The following is a 15955-nucleotide window of genomic DNA, read 5'->3' as shown; positions in this document are numbered from 1 at the left end:
TGCCGCGCCTGCCTTCACTTCGATCCCAACGTGCCGGTGCCGCGCCTACGCGCGGGCCAGCACCGCATCGCCGCGCGCCTGCGCTGGCTGGCGCTGCGGCCGCACCTCCGCCTGCATGCTGACGCGGAACGTGGCCACGGCATCGCGCAGCCGCAGCGCCTGTTCTTCCAGCGCGCCGGCTGCGGCAGCGGCTTCCTCGACCAGCGCCGCGTTCTGCTGCGTGCCCTCGTCCATCTGCGCCACCGCCTGGTTCACCTGCTCGATGCCCGAGCTCTGCTCGGCCGATGCCGCGCTGATCTCGGCCATGATGTCGGTGACCGACTTCACCGCCTGCACGATCTCTTCCATGGTCTGGCCGGCCTGGCCGACCAGCGCCGAGCCGTTGTCGACGCGTGCCACCGTATCGCCGATCAGGCCCTTGATCTCCTTGGCCGCGTTGGCGCTGCGCTGCGCCAGGCTGCGCACCTCGCCCGCCACCACCGCGAAGCCGCGGCCCTGCTCGCCGGCGCGTGCCGCTTCCACCGCCGCGTTCAGCGCCAGGATATTGGTCTGGAACGCAATGCCTTCGATCACACCGATGATGTCGACGATCTTCTTCGACGCATCGTTGATCTCGTCCATGGTCTGCACCACCCGGCCCACCACTTCGCCGCCGCGCAGCGCCGTGTCGGAGGCATTCGCCGCCAGCCCGCTGGCCTGGCGCGCGTTGTCGGCGTTCTGGCGCACCGTGCTGGTCAGCTCTTCCATGCTCGATGCGGTCTGTTCCAGCGACGCCGCCTGCTGCTCGGTGCGCTGCGACAGGTCGTTGTTGCCGGCGGCTACCTGGCGCGTCGCGGTCGAGATGCTGGCCATGCCTTCCTGGATCTCATGCACCACCGACAGCAGGCTGCGCTGCATGGTCTGCATCGCCTGCGCCAGCGCGCCGATCTCGTCGCCGCTGCGGTGCTCGAAGCGCGTGGTCAGGTCGCCCGCGCCCATGCGCAGCGCGAAGTCCAGCATGTCGCGCACCGGCCGGTTCACGCGCGCCAGCAGCATGGTGCCGGCGGCGAAGGACGACGCCAGCGCCAGCGCAAAGCCGCTCCACAGCCACGGGCGCAAGGTTTCGGCGCCGGTGCCGCCCAGCACTTCCACCGCCACCAGCGCGGCCAGGAACCACACCAGCCCGCCGGCCTGCGCCCACAGGATGCGGCGTTTCAGGTTCAGCCGCAGCAGCCCCTGCACCAGGCCGCGCACGCCGGTGCGCACCACCGCGCCGTGGCGGATCGCCAGCCCGTCGGCACGCCCGGCGCGAAAGCGCGCATAGGCGGCGCCCGCGGCCTGCACCTGCTCGCGCGTTGCCATCGCGCGCACCGAGGTGTAGCCGACCACGCGGCCGTCGACGCGCGTCGGCGTCACGGTCGCATTGACCCAGTAGAAGTCGCCGTTCTTGCGGCGGTTCTTGACCACGCCCATCCACGTGCGCCCGGCCTGCAGATCCTGCCACAGGTCGGCGAACGCCTCGGGCGGCATGTCCGGGTGGCGCACCAGGTTATGCGGCGCGCCCAGCAGTTCTTCCGCCGTAAAGCCGCTGGCCTCGATAAAGGTGCGGTTGGCAAAGGTGATACGGCCCTTGAGGTCGGTGCGCGAGATCAGGTAGTCGGACGGTGACAGCGGGTACTCGCGCTGCGTAACGGGTTGGTTGTTTCGCATCTAAGTCTGTACTGCTTGCCCGTGGCGCGCCGCATGGGTCCATGCGGTGCGCACCGCGGGCGGGTTCGGTCCGGCGCGCGGATGGCGCGTGCCGGACGGCGGGGGGCGCTATTGCGGGATCAGGACACCGCTTCCAGCGCGGCCAGTTCTTCGGTATTGAGCAGCTTCTCGATATCGACCAGGATCAGCATGCGTTGCTCGACCGAGCCCAGGCCGCGGATATAGTCGGTCGCCAGTTCGCCGGAGAAGTGCGGCGTGGGCTTGATCTGCGCGGGGCTCAGCGTCAGCACGTCGGAGACCCCGTCCACCACGATGCCGGTGGTGCGGTCGTTGAGGTCGACGATGATCACGACCGTGTACTGGTCGTAGCTGACCTTGGGCTGGCGGAACTTGATGCGCAGGTCGATGATCGGCACGATGATGCCGCGGAGGTTGATCACGCCCTTGATGTAGTCGGGCGCATTCGCGATCTGGGTGACCGACTCGTAGCCGCGGATCTCCTGCACCTTCAGGATATCGACGCCGTATTCCTCGCGGCCCAGGGTAAAGGCCAGGAACTCCTCGCCCGCGCCGTCTGCCTTGTCGATGTGCTGCATCGTCTAGCCCCCCAAATTTGGCTCATGCTGGTGTCTGGCGCCGCAACGGCCAGGGCCGCTGGCTGCGCCGGGGCGTGACTTCGCCCACCAGTGTTTACGGCAGGATCCGGGGTGACTGAAGGGCGACGCCGCCGCTTTTCTTACCCTTCGGAGGTAGGGGGTGCCGGGTCCAGCAGCGCGGCCACCGCCTGCATCAGCCCGTCCGGGTCGAACGGCTTGGGCAGGAAGCCCGATGCGCCGGCGGCGCGCGCCTGTGCGCGGATGCTGCCGTCCTGCTCGGTGGTCAGCATCAGGATCGGCAGGCGTGCGTAACGCGGCGTGGCGCGCAGGCTGCGGATCAGCGTGAGGCCGTCCATGCCGGGCATGACCTGGTCGGTGACAAGCATGCCGAAGTGGCCCGCGAGCGCCAGCGCATGCGCCTGGTCGCCGTCAGCGGCCTCGGTCACGTCAAACCCTCCGGTGCGCAGGCAGGCGCCGATCATGCGGCGTAGCGAGGGAGAATCGTCGACGACGAGGATGCTGGGCAATGACATGAGCGCCTCCGGAGGTGCAGGAACGGGTGGGTCCGCCAGGAACATCGATGGCACGGGCAACGCGGCGGCGACGGACGGGCCGGCGCAGGGCTGGCGTCGATGCGGGCCAGCCTGCCAGACCCGTTATCGGCGGCGCAGCGGCCGGGCTTTAGCCATCAGATGGCGTCGGGACATATCAGGCGGCAGCCTGCGCGCGCAGCGCGTCGCCGAAACCGGCGGCGTCCAGCGGCAGCGACAGCAGGTAGCCCTGCACCTCGTCGCAACCCATCTGGTTGAGGATCTCCAGCTGCGAGGCCGACTCCACGCCTTCGGCCACCACCTTCATGCGCAGCTCGTGCGCCAGCGCCACCATCGAGCCGACGATGGCGCGGCCCTGCGCATCGGTATCGAGCCCGCCGATCAGCGTGCGGTCGATCTTGAGCGTGCCCACGCGCAGCCGCTTGAGATAGCCCAGGCTCGAATAGCCGCTGCCGAAATCGTCTAGCGCCACCTGGATACCGAGCGACTGCAGCTCGGCCAGCGTTTCCAGCGACTTGCCGATGTCCTTCATCGCCGCGGTCTCGGTAATCTCCAGCGTGATCGCCGACGGCGGGATGTCGTGCTGGTGGATCTGCTCGAGCAGGTATTGCGGGAAGTTGCGGCTGGCAAAGCGCAGCCCCGAGACATTGATCGCCACCGGCACGGTCGGCACGCCGGCGTCGCGCCACTGGCGCACCTGGCGGCACACGCTGGTCAGGACCCAGTCGTCGAGCTTGTCGATCTGGCCCGACTGCTCGGCCACCGCGATGAATTCGGCGGGGCTGACCTGGCCCAGTGCGGGATGGCGCCAGCGGCACAGCGCCTCGGCGCCAACCACGGTGCGGCGGCGCGCGTCGTACTTGGGCTGGAACTGCAGCGACAGCGTATCGTCCTGGATCGCCACCCACAGGTCGCGCCGGATCACGCGGGTGCGGCGCGCGCGTTCGCCGGCGGCGCTGTTGAACAGGCGCACCTGGTTCGAGCCGCTCTGGCGCGCTTCGGCCAGGCTGACGCGGGCGGCCTGCATCAGCGCCTCGGACGTCTGCGCGTCGCGCGGATAGATGGCAATGCCGATATTGACGCCGATCTGCATCTGCAGCCCGCGCGCGGCGATGAACTCCGCCAGCGAGCCCAGCATGCGCGAGCCCAGTTCCTGCGCGCGGCAGTGGTGGACCAGCTCGGGCACGCCCACGGCAAATTCGTCGCGCGCCAGCCGCGCCAGGAAATCGTGCGGCTCCAGCACGGCCTGCGCCAGCGCGCCGGCGTCCTGGGCCAGGATGTCGTCGGCGCGCACTTCGAAGACTTCGTCGACTTCGCGGTAATCGGCGATATGGATCAGCAGCACGGCGCAGCCCGTCTCGGCCAGCCGGGCCTGGCTGATGGCCTGGTCCAGCCAGCGGCCAAAGGCCACGCGGTCCGGCATCACCGTCGCCACGCTGTACTCGCCGACCGTGTCCTGGCCGCGCGCGCCGGCACGCACGGTCAGGCGGCCCGGGCGCCCGGGAATGCGCGCACCCCGCCGCGCCAGCCGCGGCTCGGCGCCGCGATGCAGCACCGGCAGGTCATCGGCAAGTTCGTCCGCCAGCATGGCGTCGGCGCGCGCCGGCGCCGGGAGCCAGCCGCGCGATTGGGCCCGATGCACGGCGAACAGCAGCGCGCACAGCGCGGTCAGCCCGCCCGCCAGCCACGCCGGGTGCGGCAGGCCGGCGGCGTCGATGCAGTCGCGCGCGGTCACGGTACCGGCGCCGCACGAGCGGCCCAGGTGGGTGCCGGCGGCCGCGACCAGCCCGGCCCCGGCCACCACCGCCATCAGCGCCGCGCCGCGCCACAGCCGCGCGCCCTGGCGCAGCCATTGCACCAGCAGCTTGACCGCGGTGGTGGCCGCCGCCGCGGCGGCAAAGCTGGCCGCCAGCTGCGCGGTGTCGTTGACGGCCGGCACGCTGCCCGACAGGCCCACCACCAGCACCGGCATGCCGATGCTCAATTGCGACAGTAGCGCCGCCGACCACGTCAGCACGCGCAGCGACCGGCTGCCGGCCGGCTGGTCCGCGCGCCCGGCGCGAACGCCGAGGGCGGCGGCTACGCCCAGCAGGGCAGCCAGCAGCAACAGGACGGAACTCAGGGCAATCATTAGGCTGCGCGATGATGATGAAGATGCGCGAAGACGGTCAGGACGCGGGGCAAACCCCGCATCATGTCATCTTGCAGTCGCCGTGTGAACAAGGCAATGACTCGAACGCAGGGTGTTAGAACGCGCTCCAGTCATCATCGCCGCCGGCCGTAGCGGCGGCCGGGCGTGCTGCGGGCCGGTTTGCGGCGCTTTTTGCGGCGCTTTTTGCGGCACTGTTTGCCGGCTTGCTCGCGGGCGCACCGGCAGGACGGGCCGGCAGGCTACGCCCCGCCGTGGTGCGCGTACCACGGCTCGCACCGGCGCCGGCGGCCGTAGCCGGCGCAGGGGATGCCAGCGCTTTCGCCGGGGCCTTGGCCGCGGTGTCGGCGCCAACCGTGAACACCGAAACCACGTTCTTCAGCTTCTGCGCCTGCTCTTCCAGCGCGCCCGCCGCCGCCGCGGCCTCTTCGACCAGCGCGGCGTTCTGCTGTGTCACCTGGTCCATCTGGGTCACGGCCTGGCTGACCTGCTCGATGCCGCTGGTCTGCTCCTGCGACGCCGCGCCGATCTCGTTCATGATGTCCGTGACCCGGCGCACCGCCTGCACGATCTCGCCCATGGTCTGGCCGGCTTCGGCCACCAGCCGGGTGCCGCTCTCCACGCGCTGGCCCGACTCGCTGATCAGCGCCTCGATCTCCTTGGCGGCCGAGGCCGAGCGCTGCGCCAGGCTGCGCACCTCGCCCGCCACCACGGCAAAGCCGCGGCCCTGCTCGCCGGCGCGGGCGGCTTCGACCGCGGCATTGAGCGCCAGGATATTGGTCTGGAAGGCGATGCCCTCGATCACGCTGATGATTTCCACCACCTTGCGCGAGGCACCGTTGATCTCGTTCATGGTGTCGACCACGCGGCCCACCACCTCGCCACCCTTGAGAGCGATCTGCGACGCCTCGCCCGCCAGCACGCCGGCCTGGCGTGCATTGTCGGCGTTCTGGCGCACCACCGTGGTCAGCTCTTCCATGCTCGCGGCGGTCTCTTCCAGCGACGAGGCCTGTTCCTCGGTGCGCTGCGACAGGTCCAGGTTGCCGGTGGAAATCTGCTGCGTAGCCGACGCCATCGAATCCGCACCGCTGCGCACTTCCGCGACGATGCCCGACAGGCTCGCCTGCATCGCGGCCAGCGCCTGCATCATGCGGCCGATCTCGTTCTTCGAGATGCTGGTGATGCGCGCGGTCAGGTCGCCGCGGGCGATGCGCTCTAACACCGCCAGCGCCTCTTGCACCGGCGCGACGATGGCGCGGTTCAGCGCGACCGTGCACAGCGCGGCAAGCGCCAGGCCCAGCACGATCATCACGATCGACAGCATGCGGATGCGCGCAAAGCCGGCCTGCGCCACGCCGAAATTGGCCTCGCCCGCCGCCATCTGGAATTTCTGCAGCTTCTCGTGCGCGCTCGACATGCTGCGCTGCAGGTCAGGCAGCACCTTCTTCGCCAGCCGCACCGACTCTTCCTGGTTGCCCGCCAGCGACGCCGCCTGCAACGGCAGCACGCCCTGCTCCATGAAGGCCTGGCGCTGCTTGCCCAGCTCCGCCGCCAGGGCCTTTTCCTCGGCATTCTGTGGCAGGCTCATATAGCGCTTCCAGGCCGCGTCCGACGCCTCCACGAACACGCGCGAACGGTCCACGTTGACCTTGGGATCGTCCTGCTCGCCCTGCATCACGTTGCGGTCCAGCGCCAGGCGCATGCGCGTGGTCGCCAGCATCGCGTCGCTGAGCGCGATGGTCGAGCCGAGCTGGTTGGCATAGGTATCCCTGAGCGCATCGTTGCTCTGCGAGATGCCGTACAGGCCGGCGCCGCCGACCAGCAGCAACAGCAGCGACAGGATTCCCATGGCGCCCCGTAGCAGGGTCTTGATCTGAATATTGTTGTGGAAGGACATGATGAAATAAGACTTAGGCAATCCTCGGGACACACCCCTTGCCCCGGTCCGGCAGGATCGTTACCGCATTGATCCGCCCTGCCCGGATAACGGCGCGCCCCCTTCATCCTTGAGTCGGCGCCCGGCCCGCACGGTTATGGTGAATCAGTGATAAACGCCATGTCGGATATCAGGCACGCGGGGCGTTGGCCTGCCTGGTATGGCCGGAAACCGGGCGGCGGCCTGTCCGTAAATAGCGGTGCAATTAATGTCATGGCCGGTATCCGCACACCACGACGACAGCGCGTTTCGATGGGGCCGGCGGGATTTCGGCACTGCCGGCCACCGCGCAGTAGCGCCGGCACGGGCAAAATCAGGCGCGACTCGCCCTGACACTGAAAGTTCACACAATTATCAGCAGCAAGAATTTTCGCAAAAAGCGTCCGGGATTAGGTAGCCAGGATTTGCAGCGCGCAGCGAGCCCGTTATAATTGTTTTCAGCATTTTCCCCGCCCACCAGCGCACCCAGCGCAATTCAATCACCGGAACCGAGGACGCAATGGCGACGTATCAGGAAATCGTTCAGAAAATCAGCGAACTGCAGAAGCAAGCCGAGGAAATCAAGGCGCGCGAACAATCCGCGGTGATCGCGGATATTCGCGAGAAAATCGAGCAATATGGCCTGACCGCGGAAGACCTGGGTTTTGGCGCGAAGGCCCCGGCCGGCAAGAAGGCGGCCAACCGCAAGGTGCCGGTGCGTTATCGCGACAACGCCGGCAATACCTGGACCGGGCGCGGCAAGCGTCCGGGCTGGTTGACCCAGGCCCTGGCCCAGGGCAAATCGGTCGAAGACTTCCTGATCCGCTAAAACGCGCGATCCGGCCGACGGCAAAACGCCACGGAGACTTCCGTGGCGTTTTTGTTTTACAGGGCGGAAAACCGGCCGGGGGTCAGGCGTCGAAGCCGTTCGGGTTCATCGACTGCCAGCGCCACGAGTCCTGGCACATGCGGTCCAGGTCATGCTGCGCGCGCCAGCCCAGCAGCTCATGGGCCAGTGCCGGGTCGGCATAGCAGGCGGCAATATCGCCGGGGCGGCGGTCCACGATCTGGTACGGCACCGGCTTGCCGCTGGCGCGCTGGTAGGCCTGCACCACTTCCAGCACGCTGTAGCCGCGCCCGGTGCCCAGGTTCACGGTCATGCCGCGGCCCTGCCGGCGCAGATAATTGAGCGCCGCCAGATGGCCGTCGGCCAGGTCGCAGACGTGGATATAGTCGCGCACCCCGGTGCCGTCGACGGTGGGGTAATCGCCGCCGAATACCATCAGCTGTTCGCGGCGCCCGCCCGCCACCTGCGCCACATAGGGCATCAGGTTGTTGGGAATGCCGCGCGGGTCTTCGCCGATCAGGCCGCTTTCATGCGCGCCGACCGGATTGAAATAACGCAGGTAGGCAATGCGCCAGGCCGGATCGGATTTTTCCAGGTCGCGCAGGATTTGCTCGCCCATCAGCTTGGTCTGGCCATAGGGGTTGGTCGCCGACAGCGGGAAATCCTCCAGGATCGGCACGGTGTGCGGATTGCCATAAACCGTGGCCGACGAACTGAACACCAGCTGTTTCACCCCGGCCGCGCCCATGGCGGCACAGACCGTCAGCAGGCCATCGAGGTTGTTGCTGTAATAGTCCAGCGGCTGGCTGACCGATTCGCCCACCGCCTTGAGCGCGGCAAAATGGATCACGGCGCTGATGCGGTGTTCGGCAAAGAGCCGGTCCAGCAGCGCGCGGTCGCGCACATCGCCCTGCACGAAATGCGGCGCCTGGCCGGTAATGGTGGCAAGCCGGTCGATCACGGCCGGGCTGCTGTTGCACAGATTATCCAGGCCGATCACGTGGTAGCCGGCATTGAGCAGGGCCACCCAGGTATGCGAGGCGATATAGCCGGTGGCACCGGTCAGCAGCAGGGTTTCAGGCATGGGGTATTGGCGTTGGTCGATTCGATTCAGCGTTATGCGGAGGGCAGCCGGTGCGTCATGTGCGCGGCAAATAACCTGGCTGCCGCGCCCGCCACGGAAAGGTGCCTATTATCCACGATGCGCCATCGCGCCCTGCCGGGCGCGTCGGTCACGGCTTCAGTCAGGGGCCGCGGAAGCCGGCACCACCAGCCCGGCCCGCGCCTGCCAGGCCTCGTACGCCGCCCGCAGCCGCCAGCCCGATTCCAGGTCGCGCATGCCCAGGTACTGCGCCACCTCGGCCGGCGCCGTGCCGGCATCGAAATGCATGGCCGCGCAGGTATTGCGCAAGGTCTGCGGCGACGCGCGCTCGCTGCGCCCGGCAAGCACGCCGGCTTCATCCAGCAGGATCTCCACGCGCCGGTAGACCGACGCCGCATGCATCGGCCGCCCCGTCGGCATGGCCGGGAACACCAGGCTGCCGAGCGTGCCGGAGGCCTCGCGCAGTGCCAGCCAGGCGCGCAGCGGCGCATGCGCCAGCGGGAACAGCGGCACGGTGTAGGCGCGGCCGTTGTCCGCGCGCACCATGCGCAGCGCCATCCCTCCGGGTCTGCTGTCGGCGGACATGTCGGCGATCACGTCGATGCGCAGCGCGCGCGCCTCGGCCACCTTCAGGCCGCCGCCGAGCAGCACCGCCAGCAGCGCCGCGTCGCGGGCGCGCTTCCATTGCGTGGGCGACGCCGCGGCGCCCGTGTCGCCGGCGGGAGCGCCGGCCGGGCCAAGGATCCGCGCCACCAGCAGGTCACGCTCGCCCGGCAGCAGGAACGCGGTGGGATCGTTCTCGCCCTCGGCCAGATGGGCGCGCACCGCCTGGCTGCCCGGGTTGTGCATGCCCTCGCGCAAGCGGGACAGGTGGTGGAACACCCGTTCGATCAGCCGCGCATAACGGTAGCGGTGCGACTTGTGCAGCTGCTGCGCGTCCAGGAACTCGCCGATCTGCTCGGCGGACCAGCTCAGCGGCGGCAAGCCGCGCTCGGCCGACCAGCGCAGCAGCTTGCCCCACATCGCGCGGTAGACCACGCTGGTGCCGTGGCGAAAACCGTGCTGCGCCAGCCAGCCGTCGAACGCGCGCTCGGGGTGGTCGCGCCAGGCGGCCAGGTCGGCATCGAACAAGGCCGCCTGCTCGATTTGCGCGGGGCTGGGCTTGGTGGTCACGGACCCTCCGGGAGAAGCGAACCCGCCTATTGTAGACAACGCGTCACTGGGCGCCTGACCGGGTACGCTGAACTTGCGGCCAACCGCGGCGCGTGCTACCTTTCGATTCACTATGCAACTGGTTGCATAGAACATGACAGAGATCGCCCCGACGCCGTCCAGGAGACCCCGTGACCAACGCCCTGCTTCCCGCCGCCCAGGCCTCGCTCGACGCCTGGCACCAGATGATCGCCACCCATTCCATGGCCGGGCTCGATGCCATCGTCGCCGACGACGTAGTGTTCCGCTCGCCGGTCGCGCATACGCCGTATCCCGGCCGCGCCGCCATCGCGCTGGTGCTGACCACGGTGAACCAGGTGTTCCAGGACTTCCGCTACCACCGCAGCTTCGTCAGCGGCGACGGCCACAGCGTGGTGCTGGAGTTCAGTGCCAGCGTGGACGGCAAGGCGCTCAAGGGCATCGACATGATCCGCTTCGACGACGCCGGCCGCATTGCCGAGTTCGAGGTCATGGTGCGCCCCCGCTCCGGCCTGGAGGCGCTGGCCGCCGCCATGGCCGCGCGCCTGGCCAGCCAGAAACACCTGCTGACCGGCGCCGCCTGACGCACGCCGGCCCGCAGCGCCACCGCATCGCTTCACCGCATCCATCGGAATTACCCAGGAGACTTCCCCCATGGCCCTTCCCGCCCAGCTGCAGAACCGGCTTTCGCTGCCGGTGGTCTGCTCGCCGCTGTTCATCATCTCCAACCCCGACCTGGTCATCGCCCAGTGCAAGGCCGGCGTGGTCGGCTCGTTCCCCGCGCTGAACGCCCGCCCCGCGCCCAAGCTGGAGGAATGGCTGGACCGCATCACCACCGAACTGGCGGAACACGACGCCAAGCACCCCGAGCGCCCGTCGGCGCCGTTCGCGGTCAACCAGATCGTGCACAAGTCCAACGACCGGCTCGAGCATGACCTGGAACTATGCGTGCGCTACAAGGTGCCGATCGTGATCACCTCGCTGGGCGCGCGCAAGGAGGTCAACGACGCGGTCCACTCGTACGGCGGCATCGTGCTGCATGACGTGATCAACAATACCTTCGCGCGCAAGGCGATCGAAAAAGGCGCGGATGGCCTGGTGGCCGTGGCGGCCGGTGCCGGCGGCCATGCCGGCACGCTGTCGCCGTTCGCGCTGCTGCACGAGATCCGCGAATGGTTCGACGGCCCGCTGCTGCTGTCCGGCGCGATCTCCAGCGGCGACGCCATCCTGGCCGCGCAGGCCGCCGGCGCCGACCTGGCCTACATCGGCTCGGCCTTCATCGCCACGCACGAAGCCAACGCGCAGGACGGCTACAAGCAGATGATCGTCGACAGCAGCGCCAACGACATCGTCTATTCCAACCTGTTCACCGGCGTGCATGGCAACTACCTGCGCGGCAGCATCGAGCGCGCCGGGCTGGACCCGAACGCGCTGCCGGAATCGGACCCGTCGAAGATGAACTTCGGTTCGACCAGCGTCAAGGCGTGGAAGGACATCTGGGGCGCCGGCCAGGGCGTCGGCGCGATCAAGCGCGTGGTGCCGGCGGCCGAGCTGGTGCGCCGCTTTGCCGAGGAGTACGCGCTGGCGCGCCGCCGCCTGGGACTGGGCGAAGCCAGCCCGGCCGGCGCACGCGCCGTCGACCTGGCCTGAGCGCGCAGGGGTCGGTGCCCGCTGCCGCTACAGCAGCGGCAGCAGGGCTTCGCCCCAAGCCACCCAGTCGGTCTCGAAACGGATCCCGCGCTGCAGCAGCGCATAGCGCAGCTGCTGCGCGCGGTCCATGTCCGGCGCCGAGAAATCGCGCCGCTCGATCGCCAGGTAAGTCTCCAGGCGGGCGCGGTGCAGCGCGATCAGCCGCCGCATCTCGTCGCCCAGCCCAAGCGGGCCGATCACCGCATCGGCGCGCAGCTTGACCAGAATCTCCTCGCGCTGGTCCAGCCCCGCACCCGGCGCCAGCACCCAGCGCGCCAGTTCGTCACGGCCCGCCGGCAGCACCCGGTAGACCTTCTTGCGGTTGCGCCGGTCGGCGCCGGCCTCGCCTTCGGCCGCGTCGTTTTCATCGGCGGCAATCCAGCCGCTGTCCGCCATGCGGCCCAGTTCGCGATAGATCTGCTGGTGCGTGGCATGCCAGAAATAGCCGATGGAACGGTCGAAGCGCCGCGCCAAGTCATAGCCGGACGAGGGCTTTTCGATCAGGGAGATCAACAAGGCGTGCTGGGTCGACATGCGTCTGCTGGGCGCGGGGAATGATCGGAGTGGATTCGGACAGCGCAGCGTGCCGGCAGGCGCGCCGGTCACCGCACTTTCAAAAACTCGCGCTATGGTAGCGCAATGCCGGGGCAGTGCCCGAAGGGCGCCAGGCAATATGGCGGGACACGATATATTCGTCGATTTTGTCAGTTAAGAAATTTCCCACCAGACAGAATTAAAAAAAGCTGAATGGCATTTCCGGCCGCCGTGCCATACATTCCATACATTGAACTGTGCGAGCAAAAACGATCCGCCCCCGGCCGCACCATGCAGAACTTTGGAGTGTGTCCATGACCGGAAGAAACCTGCTTGCCGAAGACCGCGACGTGCCCTGGGAGGCCGACGCGCGCCCGCTCGGCCTGCTGGCGCCAGTGCACGACAAGGCGCCAGTTTATTACCGGATGCCCGATACGCCTGACGGGCACCATATCAAGGAATATCCCAGCGGCCTGCGCCAGCTGGTACGTTTTGTCGGCGTCGAGGAACAGGTCGTCAAATACAGCCTGAGCTGATCCCGCGCCACCGTTTTCCTGTGGTTGTCTCCTCCAAGCCCGATCCTGCGGGCAGGGACTTGAACCCGCGAATTTCGCGGGTTTTTTTCTTGCCGTGACGGTTGCGGAGGGCGCCTGCTTCAGAGCTGCGGCGCACGGCAGGCGGCACCGCCGGCATTGTCCGCCTCGGGCATGCCGAACACGGCCCGCGCGCCGCATTGCGACCCGAACATGCGCGCCTGGTCGTGCCCCACGCCCACCACTTCATAGGCCTGGTGGCGCATGACGAGGTCCGGACCGGCAAGGTAGCGCTCATAGCGCAGGTAGCCGCGCGCACGCTGCAGCCGCGTGGGGCCCTCGGCCTCGGCGCCGCACGATTTGTCGAGCACGCGGTGGTTGGGATCGTTGTCCTCGGTGCCGGCCAGATACGTCACCTGGCGCCCGGCATAGCGCCGGTACAGCGCCATGCCGTCGGCGCCTTTGGCATACGGCACCATGTCCTGCATGCCGTAGCGGTACCTGTTGTAGTCCGGGCAACGGGCCACGTCATATGGGGCGAACGACTTGCCGTCGGAGCCAGCCGGCCGCACTGGCGTGAAATACAGGTACGAAGACGGATTGGCCACGACGTAGCGCAGCTCGATGCCGCGTGCGCGGATGCGTTCGTCGACATTGTTGAGCACCGCGTAGCGGTGCACGATCTGCGCGCCGCCGGAGTGGCCGGCCACCGTCACCTTGCGCACCTGCGGCAACCGCGCCCTGTCGGTGAAGCGCGCGAGCAGGTCGTCCAGCACCTGCAATGAGCTGACGCGCGCCGGGCCCTCGACCGCGTCCTCGCCGCTGAGCCATCCCTGCACCGACCAGTGCGGCATGCCGGTAAAGCCCTTGTTGCGGTCAGGCGTGCCGGGAAAATTCGGCGCCACCAGCAGCACCTCGTCCCGGTTGCGGCCACTGGCCTTCAGCAGTGCCGCGCCGGCGGCAAAGTAGTCGTCGCCGTTGCGCTGCAGGCCATGCTGGACCAGCACGACTTCGCGGATGCGCGACAGGTCGCCATCGAGCCGGTGGTTGGCATATACCGGAAAGTCATAGCCGGCGCCGGAGCCGAGATGCACGCGCTGCCACTGCGGCGCGGCGGCCGTGGGACCGGCGGCCTTGTCTGCGGCGGGCGGCACTGCCGGCGTGCCGGCGCAGCCGGCCACTACCGCGATGGCGGCGGCGGCAAGGGCGCGCGCCAGAAACGAACGGATGGACTGCGGCAGGCGGGCGGTCGATGGCGTCATGGCAGGTGGTCTCCGGTTGGCATGCCGGCGATGGTAGGCCAGCGGCACGCGGCGTGGCAACGCCTGGCACGAGCCGGGAAAGACACGGCGGAACCAGTACGGGGCGGCAAGATGCGGCATATCAGGCGCGCCCGCGCCATGCCAAAGCTTGCAAAAGGCGGAGGAAGGGTTTGCAATCGTGGTCCCCGGCACACCCGGCCTTCGCTTGCGCGCCGCCGCGGCAGCGGGAACGAAGGTTGCAGCAACCCGGGACACCCTCCGCGCAAGCAAAAGGAAGCCTTATGTACATGGTCTACTGGTCCGAAGCCCTCGGCACCGGACTGACGCCGCATGCGCAGTCGTTCCCCAGCGACGCGATGCGCGAGGCGCTGCGCTTTACCGAAGCGCTGCGCCAGCGCCAGCACGCGGGCGAGGCGGTCAGCTTTGTCACGCTGTGCTCGGAAAACCCCGACTCGGTCGGCCGCGCCGGCGCGGCCGATCCGCCGCCCGACTACGAGTGGAAGAAGCGGCGGCCCTGATCCGGTTTGGTGCGGGTCGCTCAGGCCCGCGCGGCCGCCGGCCGCAGCGCGGCGCGCACGACGAAGGCCATCAGCACCGCAAACAGCAGCATCGCCGCCAGGAAGTACAGCCCGGCCGCAAGGCTGCCGGTGGCGTCCTTGATCACGCCGATGCCATACGGCCCGAAATAGCCGCCGAGATTGGCGAGCGAATTGATGGTGGCGATGCCCACCGCGGCGCTGGCGCCGGTCAGGAACTCGCCGGGCAGCGCCCACACCACGGCCTGGATCGAATAGATCGAGAACGCGGTCAGGCAGATAAACAGGAACTGCAGCACCGGCGACTGCACCCATGCGCTCAGCGCCATGGTGATGGCCGCCATGCCCGACACCACCACGATATGGCCATAGCGCTCGCGCTTGCGGTCGGAATGGCGCGGCACCAGCCAGAGCCCGACCACGGCAAACAGGTAGGGCACGGCCGACAGCAGCCCGGTCATCGCATCGGTGACGCCGAACTGCTTGATGATGGTCGGCAACCACAGCGACAGCCCGTAGATACTGAGCGGAAACGGCAGGAACAGCAGCGACAGCAGCAGCACGCGCTTGTCCTTCAGCGCCTGCAGCGGATTGCCGTGCGACTTCAGCGCATAGGCGGCCTGGTCCGCCGCCAGTTCGCGTTCGATCCAGGCGCGGTCCGCCGGCGCCAGCCACGCGGCGCTGGCCGGCGACTCGGGCAGCAGCTTCAGCGTCGGCAGGCACAGCAGCACCGCCGGCAGGCCGCTCAGCACGAACAGCGTCTGCCAGTTGCTCATGCCGAACAGGCCGTGGGTGGACAGCACCAGCCCGGCAAGCGGACCGGTGATGATCAGCGCGATCGGCTGCGCCAGCACCAGCAGGCCGATGATGCGGGCGCGATGGCGCATCGGGAACCACTTGGTCAGGAAGTAGAGGATGCCCGGATACAGGCCCGCCTCGGCCGCGCCCAGCAGGAAGCGCAGCACATAGAAGCTGTGCGCGCCCTGCGTGAACGCCATCGCCATGGTGATCACGCCCCAGGTGAACAGGATGCGCGCAAACCAGCGGCGCGCGCCAAAGCGTTCCAGTGCCAGGTTGCTCGGCACCTCGCACAGGAAGTAGCCGACGAAGAACAGGCCCGCGCCCAGGCCATAAGCCGCATCGCTGATGCCGATGGCCGCGTTCATGTGCAGCTTGGCGAAGCCGACCACCGAGCGGTCGATATACGCAACCACATAGATCAGCGCCAGGAACGGGATCAGGCGCCGCACCAGCATGCCGATGATGCGGTGCTCCTCCGCGGCTTGTGATGTTTCACCCCGGATCGGGGCGGCGCGCTCCAACGGAGCGGTCTGGGTGCCTTGCATGGCGGGTCTCCTTGT

15 protein-coding genes are annotated in these 15955 nt (G+C 68.4%); 5 read left to right on the top strand and 10 right to left on the bottom strand.

Translation table 11 applies throughout. From position 1 onward, the window contains the following. Positions 1-45: 45 nt before the first annotated feature. From A2G96_RS21765 to A2G96_RS21745, 5 genes are all read right to left on the bottom strand, one after another. Positions 46-1689 carry a methyl-accepting chemotaxis protein gene (locus A2G96_RS21765; RefSeq protein ID WP_062802324.1) on the bottom strand — a complete coding sequence of 548 codons (1644 nt, stop codon included), beginning with the start codon at positions 1687-1689 and terminating at the stop codon, positions 46-48. Between the two features lie 119 nt (positions 1690-1808). Then, positions 1809-2285, bottom strand: coding sequence for a chemotaxis protein CheW (locus A2G96_RS21760; RefSeq protein ID WP_062802323.1), 477 nt, complete (start codon positions 2283-2285; stop codon positions 1809-1811). 140 nt (positions 2286-2425) lie between these two features. Then, a complete protein-coding gene (locus tag A2G96_RS21755) occupies positions 2426-2818 on the bottom strand; it encodes a response regulator (RefSeq protein WP_062802322.1) in 393 nt (130 codons plus the stop codon). A 175-nt stretch (positions 2819-2993) separates the two neighbouring features. Then, positions 2994-4967 (bottom strand): putative bifunctional diguanylate cyclase/phosphodiesterase, encoded by a 1974-nt coding sequence (locus A2G96_RS21750; RefSeq protein ID WP_062802321.1) that lies wholly within the window; start codon positions 4965-4967, stop codon positions 2994-2996. 115 nt (positions 4968-5082) lie between these two features. Next, a complete protein-coding gene (locus A2G96_RS21745) occupies positions 5083-6882 on the bottom strand; it encodes a methyl-accepting chemotaxis protein (RefSeq protein WP_062802320.1) in 1800 nt (599 codons plus the stop codon). 538 nt (positions 6883-7420) lie between these two features. Here A2G96_RS21745 and A2G96_RS21740 point away from each other — a divergent pair. Further along, entirely contained in the window at positions 7421-7729 is a 309-nt protein-coding gene (locus A2G96_RS21740) for an H-NS histone family protein (RefSeq protein WP_062802319.1), read from the top strand. An 82-nt stretch (positions 7730-7811) separates the two neighbouring features. Here the strand turns inward: A2G96_RS21740 and galE are convergent, their stop codons facing one another. After that, the gene (gene galE, locus A2G96_RS21735) at positions 7812-8831 is read right to left on the bottom strand and encodes a UDP-glucose 4-epimerase GalE (RefSeq protein WP_062802318.1); all 1020 of its coding nucleotides are present in this window, start codon (positions 8829-8831) and stop codon (positions 7812-7814) included. A gap of 156 nt (positions 8832-8987) precedes the next feature. After that, complete coding sequence (locus A2G96_RS21730) at positions 8988-10022, bottom strand: tyrosine-type recombinase/integrase (protein WP_062802317.1); 1035 nt, start codon at positions 10020-10022, stop codon at positions 8988-8990. Between the two features lie 170 nt (positions 10023-10192). Here A2G96_RS21730 and A2G96_RS21725 point away from each other — a divergent pair, with 170 nt between their 5' ends. Further along, entirely contained in the window at positions 10193-10624 is a 432-nt protein-coding gene (locus tag A2G96_RS21725; RefSeq protein ID WP_062802316.1) for a nuclear transport factor 2 family protein, read from the top strand. Between the two features lie 70 nt (positions 10625-10694). Beyond that, positions 10695-11690, top strand: coding sequence for an NAD(P)H-dependent flavin oxidoreductase (locus A2G96_RS21720; RefSeq protein ID WP_062802315.1), 996 nt, complete (start codon positions 10695-10697; stop codon positions 11688-11690). Positions 11691-11717: 27 nt separating this feature from the next. Here the strand turns inward: A2G96_RS21720 and A2G96_RS21715 are convergent, their stop codons facing one another. After that, complete coding sequence (locus A2G96_RS21715; protein ID WP_062802314.1) at positions 11718-12263, bottom strand: PadR family transcriptional regulator; 546 nt, start codon at positions 12261-12263, stop codon at positions 11718-11720. A gap of 314 nt (positions 12264-12577) precedes the next feature. On the opposite strand from A2G96_RS21715, the gene A2G96_RS21710 reads away from it, so the two are divergent. Then, positions 12578-12799, top strand: coding sequence for a hypothetical protein (locus A2G96_RS21710; RefSeq protein ID WP_062802313.1), 222 nt, complete (start codon positions 12578-12580; stop codon positions 12797-12799). Between the two features lie 119 nt (positions 12800-12918). Here A2G96_RS21710 and A2G96_RS21705 read toward each other — a convergent pair whose 3' ends face one another. Next, complete coding sequence (locus A2G96_RS21705) at positions 12919-14058, bottom strand: alpha/beta hydrolase family protein (RefSeq protein WP_062802312.1); 1140 nt, start codon at positions 14056-14058, stop codon at positions 12919-12921. Positions 14059-14339: 281 nt separating this feature from the next. Between A2G96_RS21705 and A2G96_RS21700 the strand changes: the two genes are divergently transcribed. After that, on the top strand, positions 14340-14576 hold the full coding sequence (locus tag A2G96_RS21700) for a hypothetical protein (protein WP_018004736.1): 237 nt from the start codon (positions 14340-14342) through the stop codon (positions 14574-14576). Positions 14577-14596: 20 nt separating this feature from the next. Here the strand turns inward: A2G96_RS21700 and A2G96_RS21695 are convergent, their stop codons facing one another. Further along, positions 14597-15940 carry an MFS transporter gene (locus A2G96_RS21695; RefSeq protein ID WP_062802311.1) on the bottom strand — a complete coding sequence of 448 codons (1344 nt, stop codon included), beginning with the start codon at positions 15938-15940 and terminating at the stop codon, positions 14597-14599. Between the last annotated feature and the right edge of the window lie 15 nt (positions 15941-15955).

The organism is Cupriavidus nantongensis (assembly GCF_001598055.1).
GTDB classification, from domain to species: Bacteria; Pseudomonadota; Gammaproteobacteria; order Burkholderiales; family Burkholderiaceae; genus Cupriavidus; species Cupriavidus nantongensis.
This window is presented reverse-complemented; position numbering and strand designations above follow the sequence as displayed.